Origin of the sequence: Thermococcus sp. (assembly GCF_015523185.1) — an archaeon.
In the GTDB taxonomy this organism is placed as follows: domain Archaea; phylum Methanobacteriota_B; class Thermococci; order Thermococcales; family Thermococcaceae; genus Thermococcus.
The window spans coordinates 1-18,795 of sequence record NZ_WAKV01000060.1; the positions used below are offsets into that span (position 1 = coordinate 1).

At 52.6% G+C, this 18,795-nt stretch carries 20 protein-coding genes; 4 read left to right on the plus strand and 16 right to left on the minus strand.

Annotated features, from left to right (window positions below):
* On the plus strand, positions 1 to 155 hold a 155-nt coding region (locus F7B33_RS06790; RefSeq protein WP_297073922.1), incomplete at its 5' end, for a YjbQ family protein.
* On the opposite strand, the gene F7B33_RS06795 is transcribed toward F7B33_RS06790, so the two are convergent.
* The 4 genes from F7B33_RS06795 to F7B33_RS06810 form a co-directional block, all read right to left on the minus strand.
* Positions 130 to 1,320 (minus strand): ATP-binding protein, encoded by a 1,191-nt coding sequence (locus F7B33_RS06795; protein WP_297073904.1) that lies wholly within the window; start codon positions 1,318 to 1,320, stop codon positions 130 to 132. The two genes, F7B33_RS06790 and F7B33_RS06795, sit on opposite strands and share 26 nt — an antisense overlap.
* A gap of 81 nt (positions 1,321 to 1,401) precedes the next feature.
* Entirely contained in the window at positions 1,402 to 1,998 is a 597-nt protein-coding gene (locus tag F7B33_RS06800; RefSeq protein WP_297073906.1) for a hypothetical protein, read from the minus strand.
* A gap of 202 nt (positions 1,999 to 2,200) precedes the next feature.
* Positions 2,201 to 2,446 carry a hypothetical protein gene (locus tag F7B33_RS06805; protein ID WP_297065410.1) on the minus strand — a complete coding sequence of 82 codons (246 nt, stop codon included), beginning with the start codon at positions 2,444 to 2,446 and terminating at the stop codon, positions 2,201 to 2,203.
* A gap of 31 nt (positions 2,447 to 2,477) precedes the next feature.
* On the minus strand, positions 2,478 to 3,827 hold the full coding sequence (locus F7B33_RS06810) for a cyclic 2,3-diphosphoglycerate synthase (protein WP_297065412.1): 1,350 nt from the start codon (positions 3,825 to 3,827) through the stop codon (positions 2,478 to 2,480).
* Positions 3,828 to 4,034: 207 nt separating this feature from the next.
* Between F7B33_RS06810 and F7B33_RS06815 the strand changes: the two genes are divergently transcribed.
* Positions 4,035 to 4,493 (plus strand): alanyl-tRNA editing protein, encoded by a 459-nt coding sequence (locus F7B33_RS06815; protein WP_297065415.1) that lies wholly within the window; start codon positions 4,035 to 4,037, stop codon positions 4,491 to 4,493.
* A gap of 1 nt (position 4,494) precedes the next feature.
* On the opposite strand, the gene F7B33_RS06820 is transcribed toward F7B33_RS06815, so the two are convergent.
* Genes F7B33_RS06820 through herA form a run of 12 tightly spaced genes read right to left on the minus strand, consistent with a single transcriptional unit; the run spans position 4,495 to position 17,681 of the window.
* Positions 4,495 to 5,283, minus strand: a complete 789-nt coding sequence (locus F7B33_RS06820) for an extradiol dioxygenase (protein WP_297073907.1) — start codon at positions 5,281 to 5,283, stop codon at positions 4,495 to 4,497.
* 5 nt (positions 5,284 to 5,288) lie between these two features.
* Entirely contained in the window at positions 5,289 to 6,431 is a 1,143-nt protein-coding gene (gene thrC, locus F7B33_RS06825) for a threonine synthase (protein WP_297073909.1), read from the minus strand.
* Positions 6,421 to 7,515, minus strand: a complete 1,095-nt coding sequence (locus F7B33_RS06830) for a DUF4157 domain-containing protein (protein WP_297073923.1) — start codon at positions 7,513 to 7,515, stop codon at positions 6,421 to 6,423. The genes thrC and F7B33_RS06830 overlap by 11 nt, the downstream gene beginning before the upstream one ends.
* Before the next feature lie 51 nt (positions 7,516 to 7,566).
* On the minus strand, positions 7,567 to 8,160 hold the full coding sequence (gene psmB, locus F7B33_RS06835; RefSeq protein WP_297064269.1) for an archaeal proteasome endopeptidase complex subunit beta: 594 nt from the start codon (positions 8,158 to 8,160) through the stop codon (positions 7,567 to 7,569).
* Between the two features lie 34 nt (positions 8,161 to 8,194).
* Entirely contained in the window at positions 8,195 to 8,920 is a 726-nt protein-coding gene (locus F7B33_RS06840) for an ABC transporter ATP-binding protein (protein ID WP_297073910.1), read from the minus strand.
* Complete coding sequence (locus tag F7B33_RS06845; protein ID WP_297073911.1) at positions 8,910 to 9,923, minus strand: iron ABC transporter permease; 1,014 nt, start codon at positions 9,921 to 9,923, stop codon at positions 8,910 to 8,912. The genes F7B33_RS06840 and F7B33_RS06845 overlap by 11 nt, the downstream gene beginning before the upstream one ends.
* Positions 9,924 to 9,959: 36 nt before the next feature.
* Entirely contained in the window at positions 9,960 to 11,291 is a 1,332-nt protein-coding gene (gene nurA, locus F7B33_RS06850) for a DNA double-strand break repair nuclease NurA (protein ID WP_297073913.1), read from the minus strand.
* 2 nt (positions 11,292 to 11,293) lie between these two features.
* Complete coding sequence (rad50, locus tag F7B33_RS06855) at positions 11,294 to 13,948, minus strand: DNA double-strand break repair ATPase Rad50 (RefSeq protein WP_297073915.1); 2,655 nt, start codon at positions 13,946 to 13,948, stop codon at positions 11,294 to 11,296.
* On the minus strand, positions 13,945 to 15,294 hold the full coding sequence (gene mre11 / locus F7B33_RS06860) for a DNA double-strand break repair protein Mre11 (RefSeq protein ID WP_297073916.1): 1,350 nt from the start codon (positions 15,292 to 15,294) through the stop codon (positions 13,945 to 13,947). The genes rad50 and mre11 overlap by 4 nt, the downstream gene beginning before the upstream one ends.
* Positions 15,291 to 15,728: a PIN domain-containing protein gene (locus F7B33_RS06865; RefSeq protein WP_297062860.1), complete on the minus strand. Its 438-nt coding sequence runs from the start codon at positions 15,726 to 15,728 to the stop codon at positions 15,291 to 15,293. Before F7B33_RS06865 ends, mre11 begins: the two co-directional genes overlap by 4 nt.
* On the minus strand, positions 15,725 to 15,928 hold the full coding sequence (locus F7B33_RS06870; protein ID WP_297062861.1) for a DUF2281 domain-containing protein: 204 nt from the start codon (positions 15,926 to 15,928) through the stop codon (positions 15,725 to 15,727). The genes F7B33_RS06865 and F7B33_RS06870 overlap by 4 nt, the downstream gene beginning before the upstream one ends.
* Positions 15,929 to 15,938: 10 nt before the next feature.
* On the minus strand, positions 15,939 to 17,681 hold the full coding sequence (gene herA, locus F7B33_RS06875) for a DNA double-strand break repair helicase HerA (RefSeq protein WP_297073918.1): 1,743 nt from the start codon (positions 17,679 to 17,681) through the stop codon (positions 15,939 to 15,941).
* A 178-nt stretch (positions 17,682 to 17,859) separates the two neighbouring features.
* On the opposite strand from herA, the gene rimI reads away from it, so the two are divergent.
* Both rimI and endA read left to right on the plus strand, forming a co-directional pair.
* Positions 17,860 to 18,360 carry a ribosomal protein S18-alanine N-acetyltransferase gene (rimI, locus tag F7B33_RS06880; RefSeq protein WP_297073919.1) on the plus strand — a complete coding sequence of 167 codons (501 nt, stop codon included), beginning with the start codon at positions 17,860 to 17,862 and terminating at the stop codon, positions 18,358 to 18,360.
* On the plus strand, positions 18,360 to 18,795 hold a 436-nt coding region (endA, locus tag F7B33_RS06885), incomplete at its 3' end, for a tRNA-intron lyase (RefSeq protein ID WP_297073921.1). The genes rimI and endA, both read left to right, overlap by 1 nt.

Below are 18,795 nucleotides of genomic sequence, written 5' to 3' on the forward strand. Positions count from 1 at the left end.
ACAGCCATCTCCGAGCTACACTCCTCGGAGCTAGCGAGTGCTTTCCCGTCGTTGATGGAAAGCTCATAAGAGGAACATGGCAGCAGATTTTCTTCGTTGAGCTCGACGTAAGGCCGAGGCACAGGAGGGTCATCGTGCAGGTTGTTGGGGAGTAAGCTCAAGGAGGAAGAAGGGCACGTCCTCCTTCTCCAAAACCCTTACCCCCTTTGGATACCTCCTGTGGGCCTTTCCCGCTTTCACTTCGACCTTAAGGTCTCCAGCGATGGCATCGACCTCATAGGAGTTCCTGTAATAGTAAACCTCCCCAAAGCGCCGGTATAGGTGCTCCTGAACAACCCATTCATACAGCGCATCTTCCCTCAGCTCAGCCCCACTCCAGAGCGAGAAAAGCCTTGCAAGGAGAGGGTCACGGAAGAAGAACTTCTTTTCGCGCTTGTAGAGCACCTGGTTGCCCTGCTTTAGGTAGGCTATTCCAAGGATGTAAAGCTCGGTGAAGAACTCTATGTAGTCCTGAATTACTTTGTAGGAATAGCCAGAGGTCATGCCGGCTAAGGCCCTGAAGCTCGTCGCCGAGGGAGCGCTCCTTATTACCGCTGCAAAGGTTTCCTTCGCTATCTCAAGGCTCTTCCCGAATCGAACGAACTCCCCAATGTAAGCCCCGAGGAGGTCGTCCATTGGGAGGCCGTTTATTGATGCCGGGAACCCGCCTGTCTTAAGGTATGAATTGAAGAGCTCCAAGACTTTTTCCCTCATCAGTTCTGGATTCTTAAGTCCCATTATCTCAACGTACTCCGGAAATGAGAGGGGCATTACCTCTATTGTTTTACCCTCTCCCCTTCTGCCCGGGAAGAGCTCAATGTCCCTCTTGACCCTCAGGGAGCTTGAACCGGTAACTGTAACTACATCTTTCTCTAAAAGACCAGCATCTATGAGTGGTTTAACCCCGCGCCACCAACCTTCAAGTGAAGTCACCTCATCGAGGAAGATGTAACCCGTTTCAATTCCTTCCTTATCTTTAAGCCCCTGGAACTCGCGGAGAAGTTCTAAAAGCTCGCGGTGGCTCGGCAGAACCTCGACGTTAAGGTAGAGGATTGACTCCGGCGGGTTATCTCTCAGGAGTTCTTGAATCAGGAGCTTTATCCCGGTGGTTTTCCCAACTTGCCTCGGGCCGAGGATGAAGTTGAGGGAGAAGGGTTTGAGCGAGAGCCTCTCCAACCAATTCGGCCACCAATGGATTTTCTGCTCTCTCCAGCGCTTTATGTGGTAGTCCTCTTTCCCCTCCCACCATGGGTTCATGTAGGTGATGCTGCCCAGCCTCATAGGAACACCTGAGAAGTTATAGTCCTCAACACTTTATAAATGTTGAGAAGTGTAAGTTCTCAGGGTTTAAAAATAGGAGGGTCAGAGTTTAATGGCTATCTCTGCTTTGTCGCTCTTCTTGAGCTGGATTGCGAAGAGGGCCTTCTCGATGGTGCGCTTGCGGAGATACAGAATGATAGTAAATATAAAACCTGCAAATGACAATAGGGATGCCACTCCAATTCCGAACCAAAACACAGAACTATTTTTAATTCCAAGATTGCCTGAAACAAGCCCAATTTCTGTCAAAGAAACCCATGCTCCAAAAAGAAGCCAAGTTGTAAGTGCATTCTTGAGTCCTTCTTGTGCATGAGAAAGTGCATCAGAGTAAGCCATCTCTAGAATTTCGATTTCAGCTCTTTTTGGATAGTCCCTCTTGTAAGCCCTAACGAATTCATTCACATCCACTTGGAATTTAAGACTAGCTATAAGCATGGAAATAATCCCAAAAAGCCAAATTATTGTCCCTCCAGTTGTCACAGCAACATATATAATGCTGGAATCTGAAGTACTGACAAAAGCAAAGAACGGAATTCCAAAAGATAGTGATACTGTTAAGATAATCGCAAAGATTGTTGAAATGCGCTCCCAATCTTCACCATTAAGTTTTTTATGGAGTTTATATACTTCGTCACCCATTTCCCTTCTCCCTCCGGGTATTTATGGATTTCCCTTCTCCCGGAGGGTATAATATCTAGAGGAAGAACGTAGAAGAAAGTGTGAGTCGTTAATGCCAAACAGAAACGATGAAAGGGGTAATAACCCACCCGAGTTCATCGGCTCCGCCTTCGGCGGCACTCCCCGGGCGTTATAGGTTCGGCCTTCATCAATAAAAGGCTTTCTACCATACCCTAATACCCTCGTCACTTTCAAGTTCGACTTCCTCATACTTTCCGCTCCTCTTCACGTCGAGGACATAGACCAGAGCGACCAGCGAGCCGAAGAGAAAAGCCGTGAAAATCCAGGCAACCTTGGCGGATTCAGGCATGAATCTCTGCCTTGTGATAACGTCGTATGTAACCCAGAGGAAGCCGGCAATGTTGAGGGACCAAATAAAAGCCCAGAGTCCAATCGGCACATCGAACATGGAGAAAAGTGGAAGGGAAAGTTAAAAAACCTCACTCCTTCTTAAGCTTCTCGCAGTTCTTGACCCAGTTCTCGAGGATATCTTTGAGCTTGGGCTGGCCGATTTCCTCGAGCTCGTAGCGGACCCTTACTGCCGGCTTGTTGAGCTTCATGAACCTGCGGAGGTCAACGGGAGTACCCATGATGACCACATCTGCATCGGCCCTGTTGATGGTCTCCTCAAGCTCCTTAATCTGCTTCTTGCCGTATCCCATAGCGGGAAGGATGACGTCAAGGTGCGGGTACTTCTTGTAGGTTTCCACGATGGAGCCGACGGCGTAGGGCCTCGGGTCTATGATTTCCTTCGCCCCGAACTTCTTGGCCGCAACATAACCGGCTCCGTACTTCATGCCACCGTGGGTAAGCGTCGGCCCGTCCTCAACGACGAGAACACGCTTGCCCTTTATGAGCTCGGGGTTGTCGACGAATATCGGCGAAGCCGCCTCGATAACCGTTGCATTCGGGTTGACCTTCTCAATGTTCTCTCTAACCTTCTGGATGTCGTCCCTATTGGCTGTGTCAATCTTGTTGATGATTATGACGTCAGCGCTCCTGAAGTTGGTCTCACCGGGGTGGTACTTGAGTTCGTGACCCGGCCTGTGCGGGTCTGTAACCACTATCCAGAGGTCCGGCTCGTAGAACGGGAAGTCGTTGTTCCCGCCGTCCCAGAGGATGATGTCGGCCTCCTTTTCCGCCTCGCGGAGAATCTTCTCGTAGTCAACGCCGGCATAAACCACCATTCCCCTCTCGATGTATGGCTCGTACTCCTCTCTCTCCTCGATGGTGCACTCGTACCTGTCGAGGTCCTCGAAGGTGGCAAACCTCTGAACGACCTGCTTTCTAAGGTCGCCGTAGGGCATCGGGTGCCTTATGGCAACTACCTTGTAGCCCATCTCCTGGAGGAGCTGGGCGACCTTTCTACTCGTCTGGCTCTTTCCACAGCCGGTTCTGACGGCTGTAACAGCCACAACCGGCTTGCTGGACTTGAGCATGGTGCTCTTCGGGCCGAGGAGCCAGAAGTCCGCTCCAGCCGAGTGAGCCCTGCTCGCGAGGTGCATAACGTGCTCGTGGGAGACATCGGAGTAGGCGAAGACAACTATGTCAATGTCGTGCTCCTTGATTATCTTCTCCATGTCATCCTCGCTCCAGATGGGAATTCCGTTCGGGTAAAGCTCGCCGGCAAGCTCGGGTGGGTAAGTTCTTCCCTCAATGTCCGGAATCTGGGTTGCGGTGAAGGCCACGACCTCGTATTCTGGATTGTCCCTGAAGAACACGTTGAAGTTGTGGAAGTCCCTTCCGGCCGCTCCAAGAATCAGAACTCTCTTCTTTTTCTTCTCGGCCATTTTTGTTCACCTCTAAAACTTTGTCCGCTTGTGTATCGGGCTTTACACTTATAACGGTTTTCGTTTACTGGTGAAAGAGCGTTACGTAACCGTTTCGAAATTGGCAAAGTTTTTCCGCAAAACTTTCAGAAAATCCTGAATACCGACCGTTCCGGGATTACCCGCGAGTTTAATAAACGATTGTCGAATAGACTTTCGGGGATTGACATGAGTGACGTTGAGGTTAGAACGCACACGGCCCTCCACGTCGTCAAGGGGGCCGTCGTTAAAGTCCTCGGCGATAACGCCAAGTGGACGGCCAGCGTTTACGTGAACGGGAACCACGGCAGGCTGACCGTTAAGTTCAACAGAAAACCCTCGCCGGAGGAGATAGCGGAGATAGAGTTGTTAGCTAACGAGAAAGTAAAGGAAAACGTCCCCGTAAAAGTCTACGAGTTGCCGAGAGAAGAGGCAGAGAGGCGCTTTGGCGAGGATATATACGACCTCTTTCCGGTTCCTGAGGATGTAAGGACGCTTAAAGTTGTGGTCATCGAGGACTGGAACGTCAACGCCTGCAATAAAGAGCACACAAGGACAACAGGAGAAATCGGGGAGATAAGAATCAAAAAGGTCCGTTTCAGGAGGAGCAAGGAGCTTTTGGAGATTAGCTTTGACGTTGTGGACTGAGTTACTTCCTCATCCACAACGCCCCGGCCATGCCAAAGTAGGTCGGACAGGCGTAGGCACTCTCCTTAAGCTCGAATTCGGCAACCCTCATGGCACCTAGCATTATGAGCATCTGCCAGTAGCTGTCAACTAAAGCATTTCTCACCAGCTCTTCAGGAACGTTGGGAAGCTCTTCGAGGCGGTTTTCGTTTATCAGCTCCATTATCAGCCTGTCGTACTCCTCGCTCTCCTTAACCTTGCCGTAAGGGCCGTCCTCGCTGTGCCCGTGCCCGTGGTCGGCGCTTATTATCAGCGCAATTTTCTTCTCGCTTTCCTCCAGCACTTTTCCAAGGATTTCGCCGGCCTTCACGAGGGTTCCCCTGTCAACGCCCCTCGAGGGTGTCATCAGTACAAGAGGTTTTTTCTCGAGAAAATGGAGCGGTATAAGTTCTCCCCAGCTCAACGGCCACCGCGAGTATTCTCCGCGGAGCGAGGCAAAGTTTAAATCTACTATTGGAATCCCCGCGCTCTTCTCAGCCCGGTAAATTTCTTCCGCAAGCTCTCTCTCGGTTTTCCACTCTCCCGGAAGTTCAACTCCCTCAAAGCCGAGCCACGAAATCAGATTCTCCGCCATAACAACGCCGAGGTGGTCGCTCATCCTGACGTTGTGCGGACTTATCAGGACGTAGGAGTCAACGTTTGCGAAGGCCTTTCCGATGTCCTTCAAAACCTCCGCTAACCTCTTAGTTTCCTCATCTTCGGGCATCAGAACAGGGTTTCCATGGGGCATAAGGCCCATTCCGACCAGCATCTCAATCACCTCAGGCAGTTTTCGAGGCTTTCGAGTTCGCACTCCCTTATCTCCCCACCTTTGGCTTGGGAGAGGGTCCTCAATCCAGAACCCGTGAGAATCGAAACGACCTTCGCTCTCTCCTCAATCCTTCCGTTTTCGACGAGCTTTCTCAAAGCGGCAATCCCGGTGGCACTCGCCGGCTGGACGAAGAGGCCCTCTCTGGAGAGTTCCTTCTGGGCCTCAATGATTTCGTTATCACTCACCGCAACACAGAGCCAGCCGAACTCCCTTAGGAGCTTCAGAACCGCGTTCCCGCTCGGTGGATAGGGATTTGCTATGGCCTTTGCTATCGTTTTTGGCCTTTCAAAGCGCTCGATTTTTGTTTTCCCTTCATCAAAAGCTCTGCATATCGGCGAGCAGCCGTCGGCCTGTACGGCAACGAGCGCCGGGAGTTCCTCAATCAGCCCACTCTTCTTCAGCTCAATGAAGCCCTTCGCTACGCCCCTGAATAGACCGCCGGAGCTTGTTGGGATTAGAACGTAGTCTGGCGTTATCTCTTCAGCTATCTCGAAGGCTATGCCCTTGTAGCCCTCAACGCGGAAGGGGTTGTCGGAGTTGATGAAATAGATTCCTAGCCTTTCTCCCAGCTTCAGGCTCTCGAAGTAAAGCCTTCCGTAGTCGCCTTTGACCCTTATCACGTCCCCGCCATAGATAGAGACAGCTTTGAGCTTCTCATCGCTCGCGTTTTCTGAGACAAGGATTTTGGCATCGAGGCCGAAGCGGGAGGCGTAGGCTAAAACGCTCGCCGCCATGTTGCCCGTTGATACAGTTCCAACGGTTTTATAACCGGCCTTTAGGGCGTGGCTCATAGCCAAAAACGTTCCCCTGTCCTTAAAGCTCCAAGTGGGGTTTACAGTCTCGTTCTTGAGGTAGAGTCTAACGCCAAGCTCCTTTCCGAGTCTGGATTTGACCAGTGGAGTATCTCCTTCGCCGAGCGAGAACTCAAGGGCAGGCTCAACGGGCCAGAAATCGTAAAACCTCTCCCAGACGGTTTTGCCTATGTAGGGCTCTCCCATGAAGGTTTCGAACTCGACGGGTTCGTTGCATTCGCACCTCTGCACGGGCCTATCGTATTCCCTTCCACAGATTGGACATCTAAGCCTCAACCCTAACCCCCCTTACGGCTTTCAGGAGAACGGTCCCCCCGCTGAGCGTTATCGTGAAGTGCGCGTAATTGTTCTCCTCGGCCATCCTCTTTAGGGTTTCAGCGAAGAGCTTTGCGGAAGCGTTGTTTGAGAACTCTACCTTCCAGAGGAGAACATAGTCGGTTCCGTTGACGGCTAAAATCAGCCTGTCTCCAAGCCATGAGCTCGACACGTTCCACGCGGTTTCGTTGTTCAACTTCGCACCCTCGCGCAGGAGAAGATAGACGTAGAAAGCACCCATCCTGTCGTCTCTAAGGACGCTCCAGTTTCCATTGAGTTTTAGGGAGACGTTCACCGGCGTCACGTTCTCAATGTAGAGGTTAGGGTGCATTATCTGGGCGGTTGAAACGGGGTAGTGTCTGTAGGCCTCGTTCACAAGATTCCAGCCCCCCTTCTCGTAGAGGTATCTCACAAAGGAGTCTCCAAAGACGTAGGGAAAAATCCCTATGTCCGTTATTGGGTTACCGCTGAGGGAGCGTATCTTGTATATGGGAATCCCGTTCCGCTCGCAGTAGATGTCCGCCACAAGGTCGGCGTCCCCTTCCACCAAAGCCCTGACCGCGAGCGTTCCGTCAAAGGTGCTTGCCCCATAGCGCGCGTTGAACCACTGTTTCTGGAGGACGTGCGTAAGCTCGTGAGCCAGAGCCCTCTTTGCCATGGCGGGATTGCTCTCAAAGTTCTCCTCTACTATGTAAATCGTGTTCCCCACAGTTAGGGCTATCCAGCCTGCACTCTCTTTCCTCTTGGTCTGGATAAAGGAGTAGTTTCCGGGAATTAGGAGTGTCATCTTGTACGTTAACTCCTGAATCTTCAGCTCCTCCCCGTTCTGGCTCGAGGGGCCGAAGAGCCTTATTGCCTCAGCCCGGGTTATGACGACTATCTTCGGCTTCTCCTTGAAGGTGAGACCCCTTATCTCCTGAACCTGTTCTATAATCTCGTTTACCTGCTTGAGGATGGAATTCGCTGAGTACGCTAGGTTAACCGCCGAGTACAGCGAAACAACGAGGGTTGCAACGAGAAGAACTGAGACGAATTTCTTTCCCATCTCCACCGGAAGATTATATGGGGAAGGGATTAAAAAGGAATTGGTTCAACCCTAAAACTCCACGAACTCCTCATTCATGCCGTCCTTGGTTATAACAACTACCTGAACCTTTTTGCTTCCAGTGTAAACGTCGCGCTTTCCAGCGGTTCTAACGGCTCTAACTGCGAGCTCCTTTGCCTCCTCGACGCTCATGTCCTTCCTGAAACCATCCTCAAGGACGGCTATGGCGAAGGGGCTTCCCGAACCTGTGGCGGTATAATCGTCGAAGATTAACCCCCCGAGGGGGTCGAGGTTGGCTAAAGTCGGTTCATCAACGTAGCCACCTATGATAATCTGAACCATGTAGGGGAACCACTTGTTCTCGTTGAGTATGTTGCTGAGCAGATGAGCCATGGCCTTAGCCGTCATCGGCCTTCCCCACGTGAACTGGTAATAGCGAGCCTCCGCCTCGAGCATTCTCGCAAGTGCCTGAACATCGCCCACGCTTCCGGCTGTCGTTATCGCTATCTTGTCCGTTATTGGAATTATCTTCCTGATGTTGAGCGTTTCAACCATGTGGTCAAGGGAAGCCTGAGTATCTGCAGCTAGAACAACGCCGTCCTTTGCCTTTATACCAACCGTTGTCGTTCCGGTCTTCTTCTCCATCTCTCTCACCTGAAGTAAGAAACGCGCCTTTGTTTTAAACCTTTAGCCCCGGGATGAGTAGTCTCTTCCCTTCAACCTCAATTATCTTCGCCTTTATCCCGTATGTTTCCTCGATGATTTCCTCACTCAGCTTTTCTGAGGGGCCTTTCCAGACGGTTTTTCCATTACTCAGGACAAGGATTCTGTCGGAATAGCTCAACGCTAGGTTGAGGTCGTGGAGAACAGCTATGATTATCTTCTCCTCCTTCAGTTCGTTGAGCAATTCCATGACCTCAAGGGCGTTGTTTATGTCTAAGTGGCTCGTTGGTTCATCGAGCAGAATAACTTCACTTCCCTGAGCCAGAGCCCTCGCTATCAGCGCCAGCTGGAACTCCCCCCCGCTCAGGCTCGTTATCTTCTCCCGCCTTCGCTCCCACAGGCCGACTCTCTCAAGGGCCTCCCTAACCTTTCCCCTCGTCATGTAAGCTCCCATCTCGACGAACTCCTCAACGGTAAAGGCAAACTGGGGGAGTGAGCTCTGGGGGACGTAAGTTATCAACTTCGCCCTTTCCCGTGGCTTCAGGGAGAGCAGGTCCTTCCCTTCAAGCCTCACGAAGCCGATAGGTTTTAGAATTCCCACGAGGCACTTCAGGAGCGTGCTCTTTCCCGCACCGTTGGGCCCTATTATGGCCAGCAACTCTCCCCTCCTGGCAGTCATCTCAACCTCCCTCAGCACATCCCCCTCGCCGTAGGAGAAGGAAACCCTCGCCTCAAGCAACAAGCTCACCCCTTTTGTGCTTCATCAGCAGGTAGAGGAAGAAGGGCGCACCCATCAGTGCCGTCACAACGCCAACGGGAATGACTGTGGGCTTTGCGAGGGTTCTCGCGAGCAGGTCTGCCGTAACCAAGAGGGTCCCCCCGAATAGGGCCGTCGCCGGAACGAGCTCCCTGTGGTTTGGGCCGAGGATAAGGCGCATTATGTGGGGGCTGACGAGACCTATGAAACCTATTATCCCTGAGGTGTAAACTGAGAAGGCAGTCAGCGTCGCGATAACTCCTAGGAATATCTTCCTATACAGGTGAAGATCGAGGCCAAGGGCTATGCTCTCTTCCCCGAGGAGGACGAGGTTCAGCTCGCGCCAGCGCCACATAAGGAAGAGAACTCCAACCAGGGAAACGACGAGCATTATCTTTACGTCCCCCCACGTGCTCCCGTTGAAGCTTCCGAGGAGCCACATCCAGCTTAGGTGCGTTTTCTGGGGTCTTGTTACGTAGATGTACCAGGTTACCGCGTTGGCGAGAAAGCCGTAGGCGATTCCAGCGAGAAGGAGCGTGTCAACTGGAACTGCCCCGTCAACCCTCGATACCGTGTAGACAATGAAAACCGAAAGGAATGAAAAGATTAGAGCGAAGGGGGCCATGTAGGTGGGGTTTATAAGGATAGCTATTGCAGAGCCCAGCGCCGCGCCCGAGCTTATTCCTATGATGTACGGGTCCGCAAGGGGGTTCCTGAAGAGGGCCTGACTGGTAACTCCAGCACCAGCAAGGGCGAGGCCGACAAAATATGCAAGAAGCACCTCCGGAAGGCGAAGTTGCCAGACGATAATGAAGTAGTTCGGCTTTTCTCCGGGGTTAATACCAGTAAAACGGGATAGCTTTAGCTCTATTCCGTAAAGAAGACTGGAGGTAACGTCGTGAAGGCTGAGACTAACCGGACCGAAGTAAACGCCGAGAAAAATCGAAACCGCCGAGAGGAGCAACAGCGCCGGGAGCCATTTCCGCATGTGCTGGAGTTTTTGTCCATAGTTTAAAAGGCTTTGTCATTCGAGGGGCGAGCGACCGTACTTGAGGAAGACCCTTAACTCAGGACTTTCAGCCTTTATTATATTGAGGAGTGCCCTTAGCTCGGCCTCAAAGGCCTTTTTCTCAATCTTAACGCCCTCGTGGGCCCTCTGAAGGGGCCTGAAGTAGCCGTTACTTTCGTGCCAGAGGATTTCACTCAAAAGCTCGTCGTTTATCTCCCTGTTGCTCTGAAGGAGGTATATCACCCCACCGCGCATGGTCCTTATGTATGCCATAGGGACGCCCCGCTCGATGTACCCCTCAACCGTCGGGAAGTACTTCCTCAGGACTTTCGGCATCCTGTGGCTTATGGGCTTCCCCCCCTGGGTTATGACGTAATAACCTGCCCTCTCCTCGCCGTATGTCCTCCTCAGGTATGCGTCAAGGTATGGAACGTCAACGATGTCAATCCCTAGCTTTTGGGTCAGCTTCCTGTTGTAGAAGCTCTTCGCCACGTAAACGAGGTTTAGCTTGAGCAGTTTCTCAAGGGAGTAGAGGTATTCGAGGTAGCCCAGAACCACGTGAACCGAGTTGCGCGCGTCATCCAAAGTTAGTTCCTTCTCCTCTCCGTATTCCTGCAGGATTTCTTGGAATATCTCCTCGGCGTCTTTTTCCCCCTTGAGGTACGCGTCCAGGGTTTTTCTGGTTATAACAACCCTCCTTGGAAGGGTCGCGTCGAGGGAACTCCCCTTGAAGCCCTCCATTGCCCGGTAAAATTCCTCAAAGTCCTCAAGCCTCTCATCGGCGAGTATTACGCCCCCGTTTACCTTCCTGCTTTTCCTCAACTCCCCCTCAAGCCTTTCGTAGTGCTCGTCCAGAATTTCAACGAAGGCCTTGACGAGCTCTTCAAGCCTGTTTTTGCCCAGAGCGTTTTCAATGGTCGTTATCCCCTTCACGCTCTCCGGGTAAACCGGCGGTCTCGTGAGGGAGCCCGTCAAAGTGCCATCCATCATGACGTAATCAACCCCACCCAAGACGGCCGAGAGGTAGCCTAGCTTGTTCTCAAGGGTTTCCATCTGAAGGCGGATTATCTGGTCGGATATGCCCTGGTTGTAGAGCATCGCGTTGGCGTAAACGAGCCTGTAAGCCGGGCCGTTGCCGAAGGCGTAGCTTGAGACCGCGTAGAAAATCGTCCCGCTGAGCCTCTGCTTTCCCTGACTGCCATCCACGGCGTAAACCCTGCAGGGCTTTCTTTCCTTGGGCAGGTTCCTCCATTCGAGGCCTCTTAGCTTTACCATAGCCTCGTCGTAGCCCCTCTGGAGCATGGACTTTATCCTGTCAACGCTTTTCCTGTCGAGAAGCCTGTACACGCTCACACCCCCAGCTCAACTTCCCTCAGGACAGAAACGCCGTTCTCAAGGCTCACCCTTATAACCCTGTCCGCGGCATCCTTGAGTTCCTCATCGTGTGAAACGACGATGACCTGCGGTATCTTCCGGAGGTAGCGTTGCATTATGTCCACGAGTCTTCTCCGCCTCTCCTCGTCCAAGTAAGGCGTCGGCTCATCTAAGATGAGGAGGCTTATCTCTCCCGCCAGGTAGAGCGACAGTGCAAGCCTAAAGGCCAAGCCGAGGGTAATCCTCTCACCTCCACTCAGGAAGCCGAGGCCGTGTTCCTTTCCGTTGTAAACCACGCCGAGCTTGACCTTGTTTTCCTCAGCTTTGACCGTTATTCCGGAATACTTCTCCTCGGTCAGCTCCTCGAATATCTCACTCGCTATCTCGCCAACCTTTGCAAGAGCCCCCTCCTTCAGGAGGTTCTTGTAGTGTTTTACTTTTTCCCTGAGCCCCTGAACCCTCTCGCGGGCCTTCTTCAGGTTTTCAAGCTCCCTAGCTTTCTCCTTCCTCCTCTCCCTCTCGTCTTTGAGTTTCTTGATGTTCTCAACTACCTCGTCCCTTCTCTCTTCAAGCCCCCTAAGCTTTTCCTCGGTCTTAGCTAGATTCTCCCTCAGCTCGGCGACCCTCTCCCTGGCCTTTGTGTGCCTCTCCGGGTCGTATTTTGCCTCAAGCTCCTTCAGTTTTCTCCGGGCCTCCGAGAGAAGACGGGACTCAGTTTTAAGAGCCTTCTTTGCCCCTTCCAGTTCCGTCCTCGTTGCGGACAGCAGGCCTTCCTCCTTTTCCAGTTCCTTCCCGGCGTCCTTAATGGCTAGATAGCGCCTGTAAACCGGCTCCAGTTCTTCAATCTTCCCGTCAAGTTCTTCAACACTTGAGAAGCCAAGGCTTTCGAGTTCTTTTTCAAGTTCTTCGAGCTTTTCCTCGACTGCCCTTAGCTTTTCCTTCAGAACGTCCCTTTTCCGCTCCAGTGCCTTACCTTTAGCCAGCTCCTCTCTGAGGTTCTTCAGCTCGCCTTCAACCTTTCCCAGCTCGTTCCTTATGCCCTCGTATTCCTCGACCTTAGCCCTCAGCTCCTCAACGTTGTATGTCCTCAGCTTATCCTCCAGTTCCTTTACCTGCTCAAAGAGTTCCCTCTGGGTTATTAGCTCACGCTCCATCTTGAGCCTCCTCTCGACCTCGACGAGCTCCTGTCTGAGATTCCTCTCCTCGGCGTCGAGGGTCTTGAGCTTCTCGGAGATGCCCTTAACCTCGGACAGATACGTCTCCAGCAGTTCCTTCCTGTGTTCTTCCGTTAGTTCTCTGCCACAGACGGGGCACTTTCCCTTAGCCTTCTTGAGCTCCAGTATGGCTCTATTCCTCTCACTGGCGTGACTCTTAAGGGCCCCCTTCTCCTCCCTTATTTCCTCAAGCCTTCTGAGAATCTCGTCCTTTCTCTCCCGGGCGTTTTCGACAGCTCTCTCAAGTTCCTTAAGCTTCTCAGGTGAGAACCTGAGCCGAGACCTAAGCCTCTTCAGGTTGGCCTCTAACGTTTTGACCTCCTCGTAGGCCTTTACGCTCTCCTCCAGTTCGGTGAGCTTTTTCAACAGCTCTTCCCTCTTCTGCCCCAATTCCCCCAGGCGGGACTTAAGTTCCTCGAGTTCGGCAAGGCGTTCCCCTATTCCCCCAATCTGCGCCCTGTAACTCTCGGCCAGTTTTTCGTTTTTGGCCTTCTCATCGGAATAGTGCTTCCTGAACTCGGACAGCTTTGTGTAAAGCTCCGCCTTCTCCCTCAGCTTATCTGCCTCTTCGACCTTTTCCTTGAGCTCGTTTATTCGTTTCTCGGCCTCAGCCAGTTTTCTGCTTAGCTCCGTAACCCTCGCCTCTATCGCCCTGACGTTTCCTTCTCTTCTCTTAACCTCGAGTCTCAGTGCGTTGATTCTCTCGGAGAGCTCATCAAGTTTCTTGAGTTCATCTTCGGCAGTTTTCAGCTCCCTCCTGAGTTTTGGAATGATTGGAGAAAGCTCGTTTATTGCCCTCAGAACCTCGGTCAGGCTCTTTTCCATCTCCTCGATTAGGGAGTCTATGTTCTCGGTGCTCCTGAGGTAGTCCTCTATAGCTTTAATCCTCGCATCTATTTCCTTTCTCACATCGAGGAGGTTCTTGTAGGCGTTTTCATACCTGTCCAGACCTAGAACCTGCCTGACAACCTTCTCCCTGCTCTCGTCGCTTTCTAGTATAGCATCAATCTCGCCCTGGCGTATGTAAATCGCGTTGAGGAAGACGTCGTAGGGGATTAGCTTCTCCATCCACTCCCTGACCTGTCTCTGGCCACTCTCAAGGGTTTTCCAGCCCGTCCCATCGTGGTACTTGACGAAGGAAATGCCCCGGGTGATGTTCCTGTGGATTTGATACTTAACGCCGTCCTTCTCGAAGAAGACGGTTATCTCGGTTGAAGTTCCCCCGATTCGAAGGAAATCGTCCTTCTTGAGGTCCCTCGGTTTTGCCGGCCAGTAGAGGCCTATGAGAAGGGCATCGAGGAGGGAGCTCTTACCGCTCCCGTTCTGGCCGACTATGAGGTTTATCCCGCTCGTAAAGTTAACCCTGGTAAGCCTGTGGGAGCGAAAATCCTTAATTATGAGCTTTTCAACCTTCATCTCCCACCACCGAGCCAAGCAAGAAGGTTGGAGCCCTTCCCGGGCTTGGTCTTGGGGGACTTCTTTTCTGTTTTCTCCTCAGGTTTGGCATCTAAATCCGGAGTCTTTCCTTTCCGTTTCTCTTCTTCCTTCTCCCTCTTTGTGGGCTTTTCCTTAGGTTCCTCGGTATTTTCCTCATTCCATCCCCCAAGAAACAGTTCGACGACGGCATCAACGTTTTCCAGCTTCTTCTCTCCAGCCAGCTCGATTGCTTTGAGTTCAAGGGGTGAGAAGTACTCGCTCGGCCTCGGCACGTCTCCACCTTTAACGGCCCTGAGCTTCCTCTCAAAGCGCGTCCTTACGTAGAGGTACTTAACGTTTAATAGCTCCCTAATAGCTGAGACGTCAAAGGGTCTCTCCCACTTGATGTCGAGCCTCACAAAGGCGTCACTTGGGATTTTGGGGGCGAGCCTCCTCACTTCCCTCTTAACCGTTTCCTCGTCGGCCTCGATTTTGACATCAATGAAGGGCCTCACCCTCAGCTCGACGAACCTTGGTTTCCAGTTCTCCACTATGTAAAAGCCCTTCTCAATTCCGGCTTTCGGCTTGAACGTCCTCCCGTCCCAGCGGTACCTAATCTCGTAGTCTCCAAAGTCCCACCTCTGAAGAGAGCCCGAATATACGAGCTTTCCAACATCGTAGTTTGTCTCGAAGCGCCTGTGGATATGGCCCAAAGCGTAGTAGGGGTATCCCTTCGGCAGGTCCTCCATCCTGAGCTCAAAGTAGTCCCTCTGGCTTTCGGGGATAAGCCCCATCATCCTCTCGATGAGCTCCTTTATCCCCTGATGGAGCATGAGAATCGCGTCTCCCTCCGGTTTGAAGATGTCGCTTAGCTTATTCTTTTCGAGCCACGCGGCGCTCATGTACTTGAGCCCGTGTATTTCAACGCTCCTCCCACCTTTCTCAAAGACACCCTTAACGAGGTACTTGTTTCCAAGCCTCTCACTCGTCAGGTACTCGCTCTCAACCCTTTCCTCCCTAATTCCGACGAGGTTCAGCAGGCCCAGGCTTTCCAGAAGGTGATAAGCCGAGACCCTCCGCTGGGTTCTGTCATGGTTGCCCTCTATTGCAAAGACGGGTATTCCCTTCGCTTTGGGGATTTCGAGGGTCTCCATGGCATCCTTCAGGGTTTCCGGACTGGGCCTACTTGAGTGAAAGAGGTCACCGGCTATGAGGATGAAGTCCACCTTCTCTTCAACCGCTCTCTTTATAGCCTCCCTGAAGGCCCGAGCGAATTCTTCTGCACGGTAGGGCAGGCGGTACTGCTCGAAGCCGAGGTGAACATCCGCTATGTGGGCAAACTTCATCCCCGATTACCCCCGCCCCTCTGAGTTTTGGCGATTTTCAAAGCCTGGTCTGGAGTTAGCCTTCCCCGTTTGGTTTTATCAAAGTCCGAATCGAAGCTGACTATCTTGAGGTTGTATACCTCCGCTAGGCGATACTGATAGGCGTCGTCAAAATCAAGGTTGAATCTCTCGATTGCGTTGATTACCCCTTTGAACTCCAGCGGTGGAAGCCGCAGAAGGGTGAACCCCGCATTGATTAGAACGTCCTCTGTAAACTTGAGAAACTCCTTTCCCTTTTTTGCCCTCGTCATGATTATGCCTATCGAGTAGAGCGTAAAGTCCGAGATATGGACTAGCTCTGGAGGCGTTTTCAGAAGGAACTCCTCCGCTGTTTTTGAGTTCTCCTGTTCCAAGAGCACCTCGAGGAAAACGTTGGTGTCAACTAGGAACATCATCCCCACCATTCAAGTGATTTGTGCTGAAGTTCAACGGAGGTGTATCTCTTTCCAAGCTCCCTTAGGGCCCCTTTCCACTCCATTTTGAGAGTACCGGCTCTTTTTATGCCCCTCCTCTCAAGTAGGAACTCTATGTAGTCCAGAACTTCTCTCTTAAGGTCGTCGGGAAGCATCTTAAAGAGCTCGTATACCTCATCCATTTTCCCCACCTCAGAAGTCTATCTCAACGCCCTCCTCCTCGTAGAGGGTCTCCTTCTCGCGCTCGGCCTTCTCGCGCTCAAGCCTCTCGCGCCAGCGTGCCACTATACCTATATCCTCACCGCCGTAGTCGCCGCCGATGGCCTTGAAGTTGTGTATCTTGACAAGTGCCGGAAGGCTTATCGCCTGGCCGACGATAACTGCCTCACCCTTTCCGAGGGACGCTATGTCCCCGAGGAGGTCCGAGCTGAGCTGCTCGCTGGCCCTGAGGACGTAGTCCTGGTCCTTGGGGTTAACTATCCTCAGGATTATCTTGGTGTTGGTCTGGCTCAGCACGTCTTCGTTGAGTTTGTTCGGCCTCTGTGAGACTATGCCGAGGCCAACGCCGAACTTCCTCCCCTCCCTGGCTATTCTGCTCAGAATCCTGACGGCGTCGTTCTTCTCACCCTGAGGCGCGAAGATGTGGGCCTCCTCGACTATTATCAGAACGGGCTCGGCAAGGGCCGGACTCCTAGCCCCTATCTCGCGCAGAACCCTTTCAAACCTCTCGATTTCTTCGGCGAGCTTTGAGCTGGGCCTCTCTTTGAGTTCCTCCTTAAGCCGTATGAGGTTTTTCCTGGCCTGTTCATAATCGACCCTCGTCTCGAAGACCTTTCCAAGGAGCTTTCCGACGACGACTTTCATCTGTCCCTCGTCGAGGGGACCAAGGTCAATCACGTTCGCCTTCCCGGGCTCTATTTGGGCTATCAAATCTTCGCTCGTGAGGAGCGAACCATAGTTCCTCAGGAAGCGTCTTATCCTGTAGACTACGCCCCGAATGGTCTCAACCCTCTCACTCTTGAGCTCCTCCGTTATGTACGCCCCCTTTCCCTCGTCCCAGAAGTAGGCCGTCCTGTTGGCTATCCACTCGTTGAGCGTGTTCCTCAAAGCTTCAATCAGCTCCCTTCCGCCGAGTTCGGGGTTCTCGTGTCTCACTGTCTCCCACGCCTTGGCGAGGAACTCCCTCTGTATCGTAGCGTTGCTGGCTACCTCTATAAGGTCCGCCAGCTCCTCACTGTCCATTTCCTCTGGCATTATCTTGGCCTCTATGCGCTTGACGTGCTCCTTTCCGGTCTTTGGGAGCTTCAGCTTGACGTAGTCCCCGTGGGGGTCGAGGACTATAACTGTCCCCCCGAGTCTGTTCACCATCTCGCTTATCAGAACGGCCACCGCGTTGCTCTTTCCCGCTCCCGTAACGGCCAGAACCGCGAAGTGTCTCGAAACGAGCTCGTTAGCATCTAGATAAATCGGCACATCCTCCCTGAGGAGGAGGTTTCCGATTTCAACAAAGGAATCGCCCCCGTAGTAGATTGCCTTCAGAAGCTCGGAGCTTGCCCTGTAGACGGTGTTGCCGTTTGGAATGGGCACGCGGTTCGGAACTATCTCAGCCCTCTCATCGTTTAGGATGACCCTCCCAAGGATGCGGACGTTAACTATCAGCGCCTCGTTCTCGCTGATGCTCTCGCCGTACTCCTTTATGTCGAGCATAAGGGACTGGAACGTGCTCTTACCCTCGCTCAGGAGCCAGTTTATGTTTTCCAGCCCCCGAATTGTTCCGATAACCCACTCCTCACAGGTTTCCCGGGTTTCCTTGCAGAGTCTCGCAACGACGAAGTCGCCGAACTTGAGCTCAGTATCGGGATGAGCGTAGAACTGGAAAGAACTGACCGTGGCCTTCCCCGTAACTATCCCAACGGGTTCTTCGTGTATCCTCATGCAACCACCGGGAGAGTGATTGAGACTAAGGGCTATAAGTTTTACTAACGGGGGAGAAAATCAGCCAGGAATCCGGTCATCATCCCAAGGTCAGGTTCGAGAGTGCTCATCACGTCGGGGTGGCCACCCATAGGGAGTTCCCCCCAATCCTTAAAAGCCTTGAGGGGAAGTCACTAACATGAGCGTCTCAGCGAGGGAAGTGAAGGCCAGAATCCCGCTGGCACTCGTCACGATAAGGCCGGCGAAGCTCTTTGACATAAGCGAGGTCATGAGAATCGAGAGGGAAACCTTTCGCGAGGCTTACCCAAGGGGAATCTTCCTGGTCTTCCTTGAGAACAACCCCGATACCTTTCTCGTCGCTGAGTACAACGGGAAGGTAATCGGCTATGTCATGGCCTACCTGAGGCCCGACCTCGAGGGGCACATAATGAGCATAGCCGTTGACAAGTACTACCGCGGGAACGGTATAGGCTCGGCCTTACTGACCGAGGCCATAGAGAGGCTCATAGCGAGGGGCGCCCGCTACATAGGCCTTGAAGTCAGGGTCAGCAACGAGAATGCGATAAGGCTCTACGAACGCTTCGGTTTCAAAAAGGTGAAGAGGATAATCGGCTACTACTCAGATGGCGAGGATGCCTACTACATGCTCCTCCCGGCCGAGGAATGGAGGGGAAGCTGATGATAGTCTTTTACCTGAGCGGGGGCAGGGTCTTCTCGACCGACCAGAACGCGATAAACGGCCTCCATAACAAGCGCCACTTCGGGAAGTTAGTTGAGGGCAAGCTATTTCTGTCCCTCCTTGAGGCCACCTACCTTGTCGAGAGGGGCAAGATTGAAGTCAGGGAGGGGAAAAGGAAGCTCACCGTTGAGGAGCTCATGGAGCTTGGAAGGAAGAGGGACGAGCTTTTTGACGCGAAGTACCTCGTCTACAAGGATTTGAGGGATAGAGGCTACACCGTGAAATCCGGCCTGAAGTTCGGCTCGCACTTCAGGGTTTATCGGAGGGGAATGGACGAACATTCGCAGTGGCTGGTCTGGGTTCTACCTGAAAATTCCCGCCTGAGCCCGAACGACATAACGGCCCGGGTTAGAGTGGCTCACGGCGTGAGGAAGA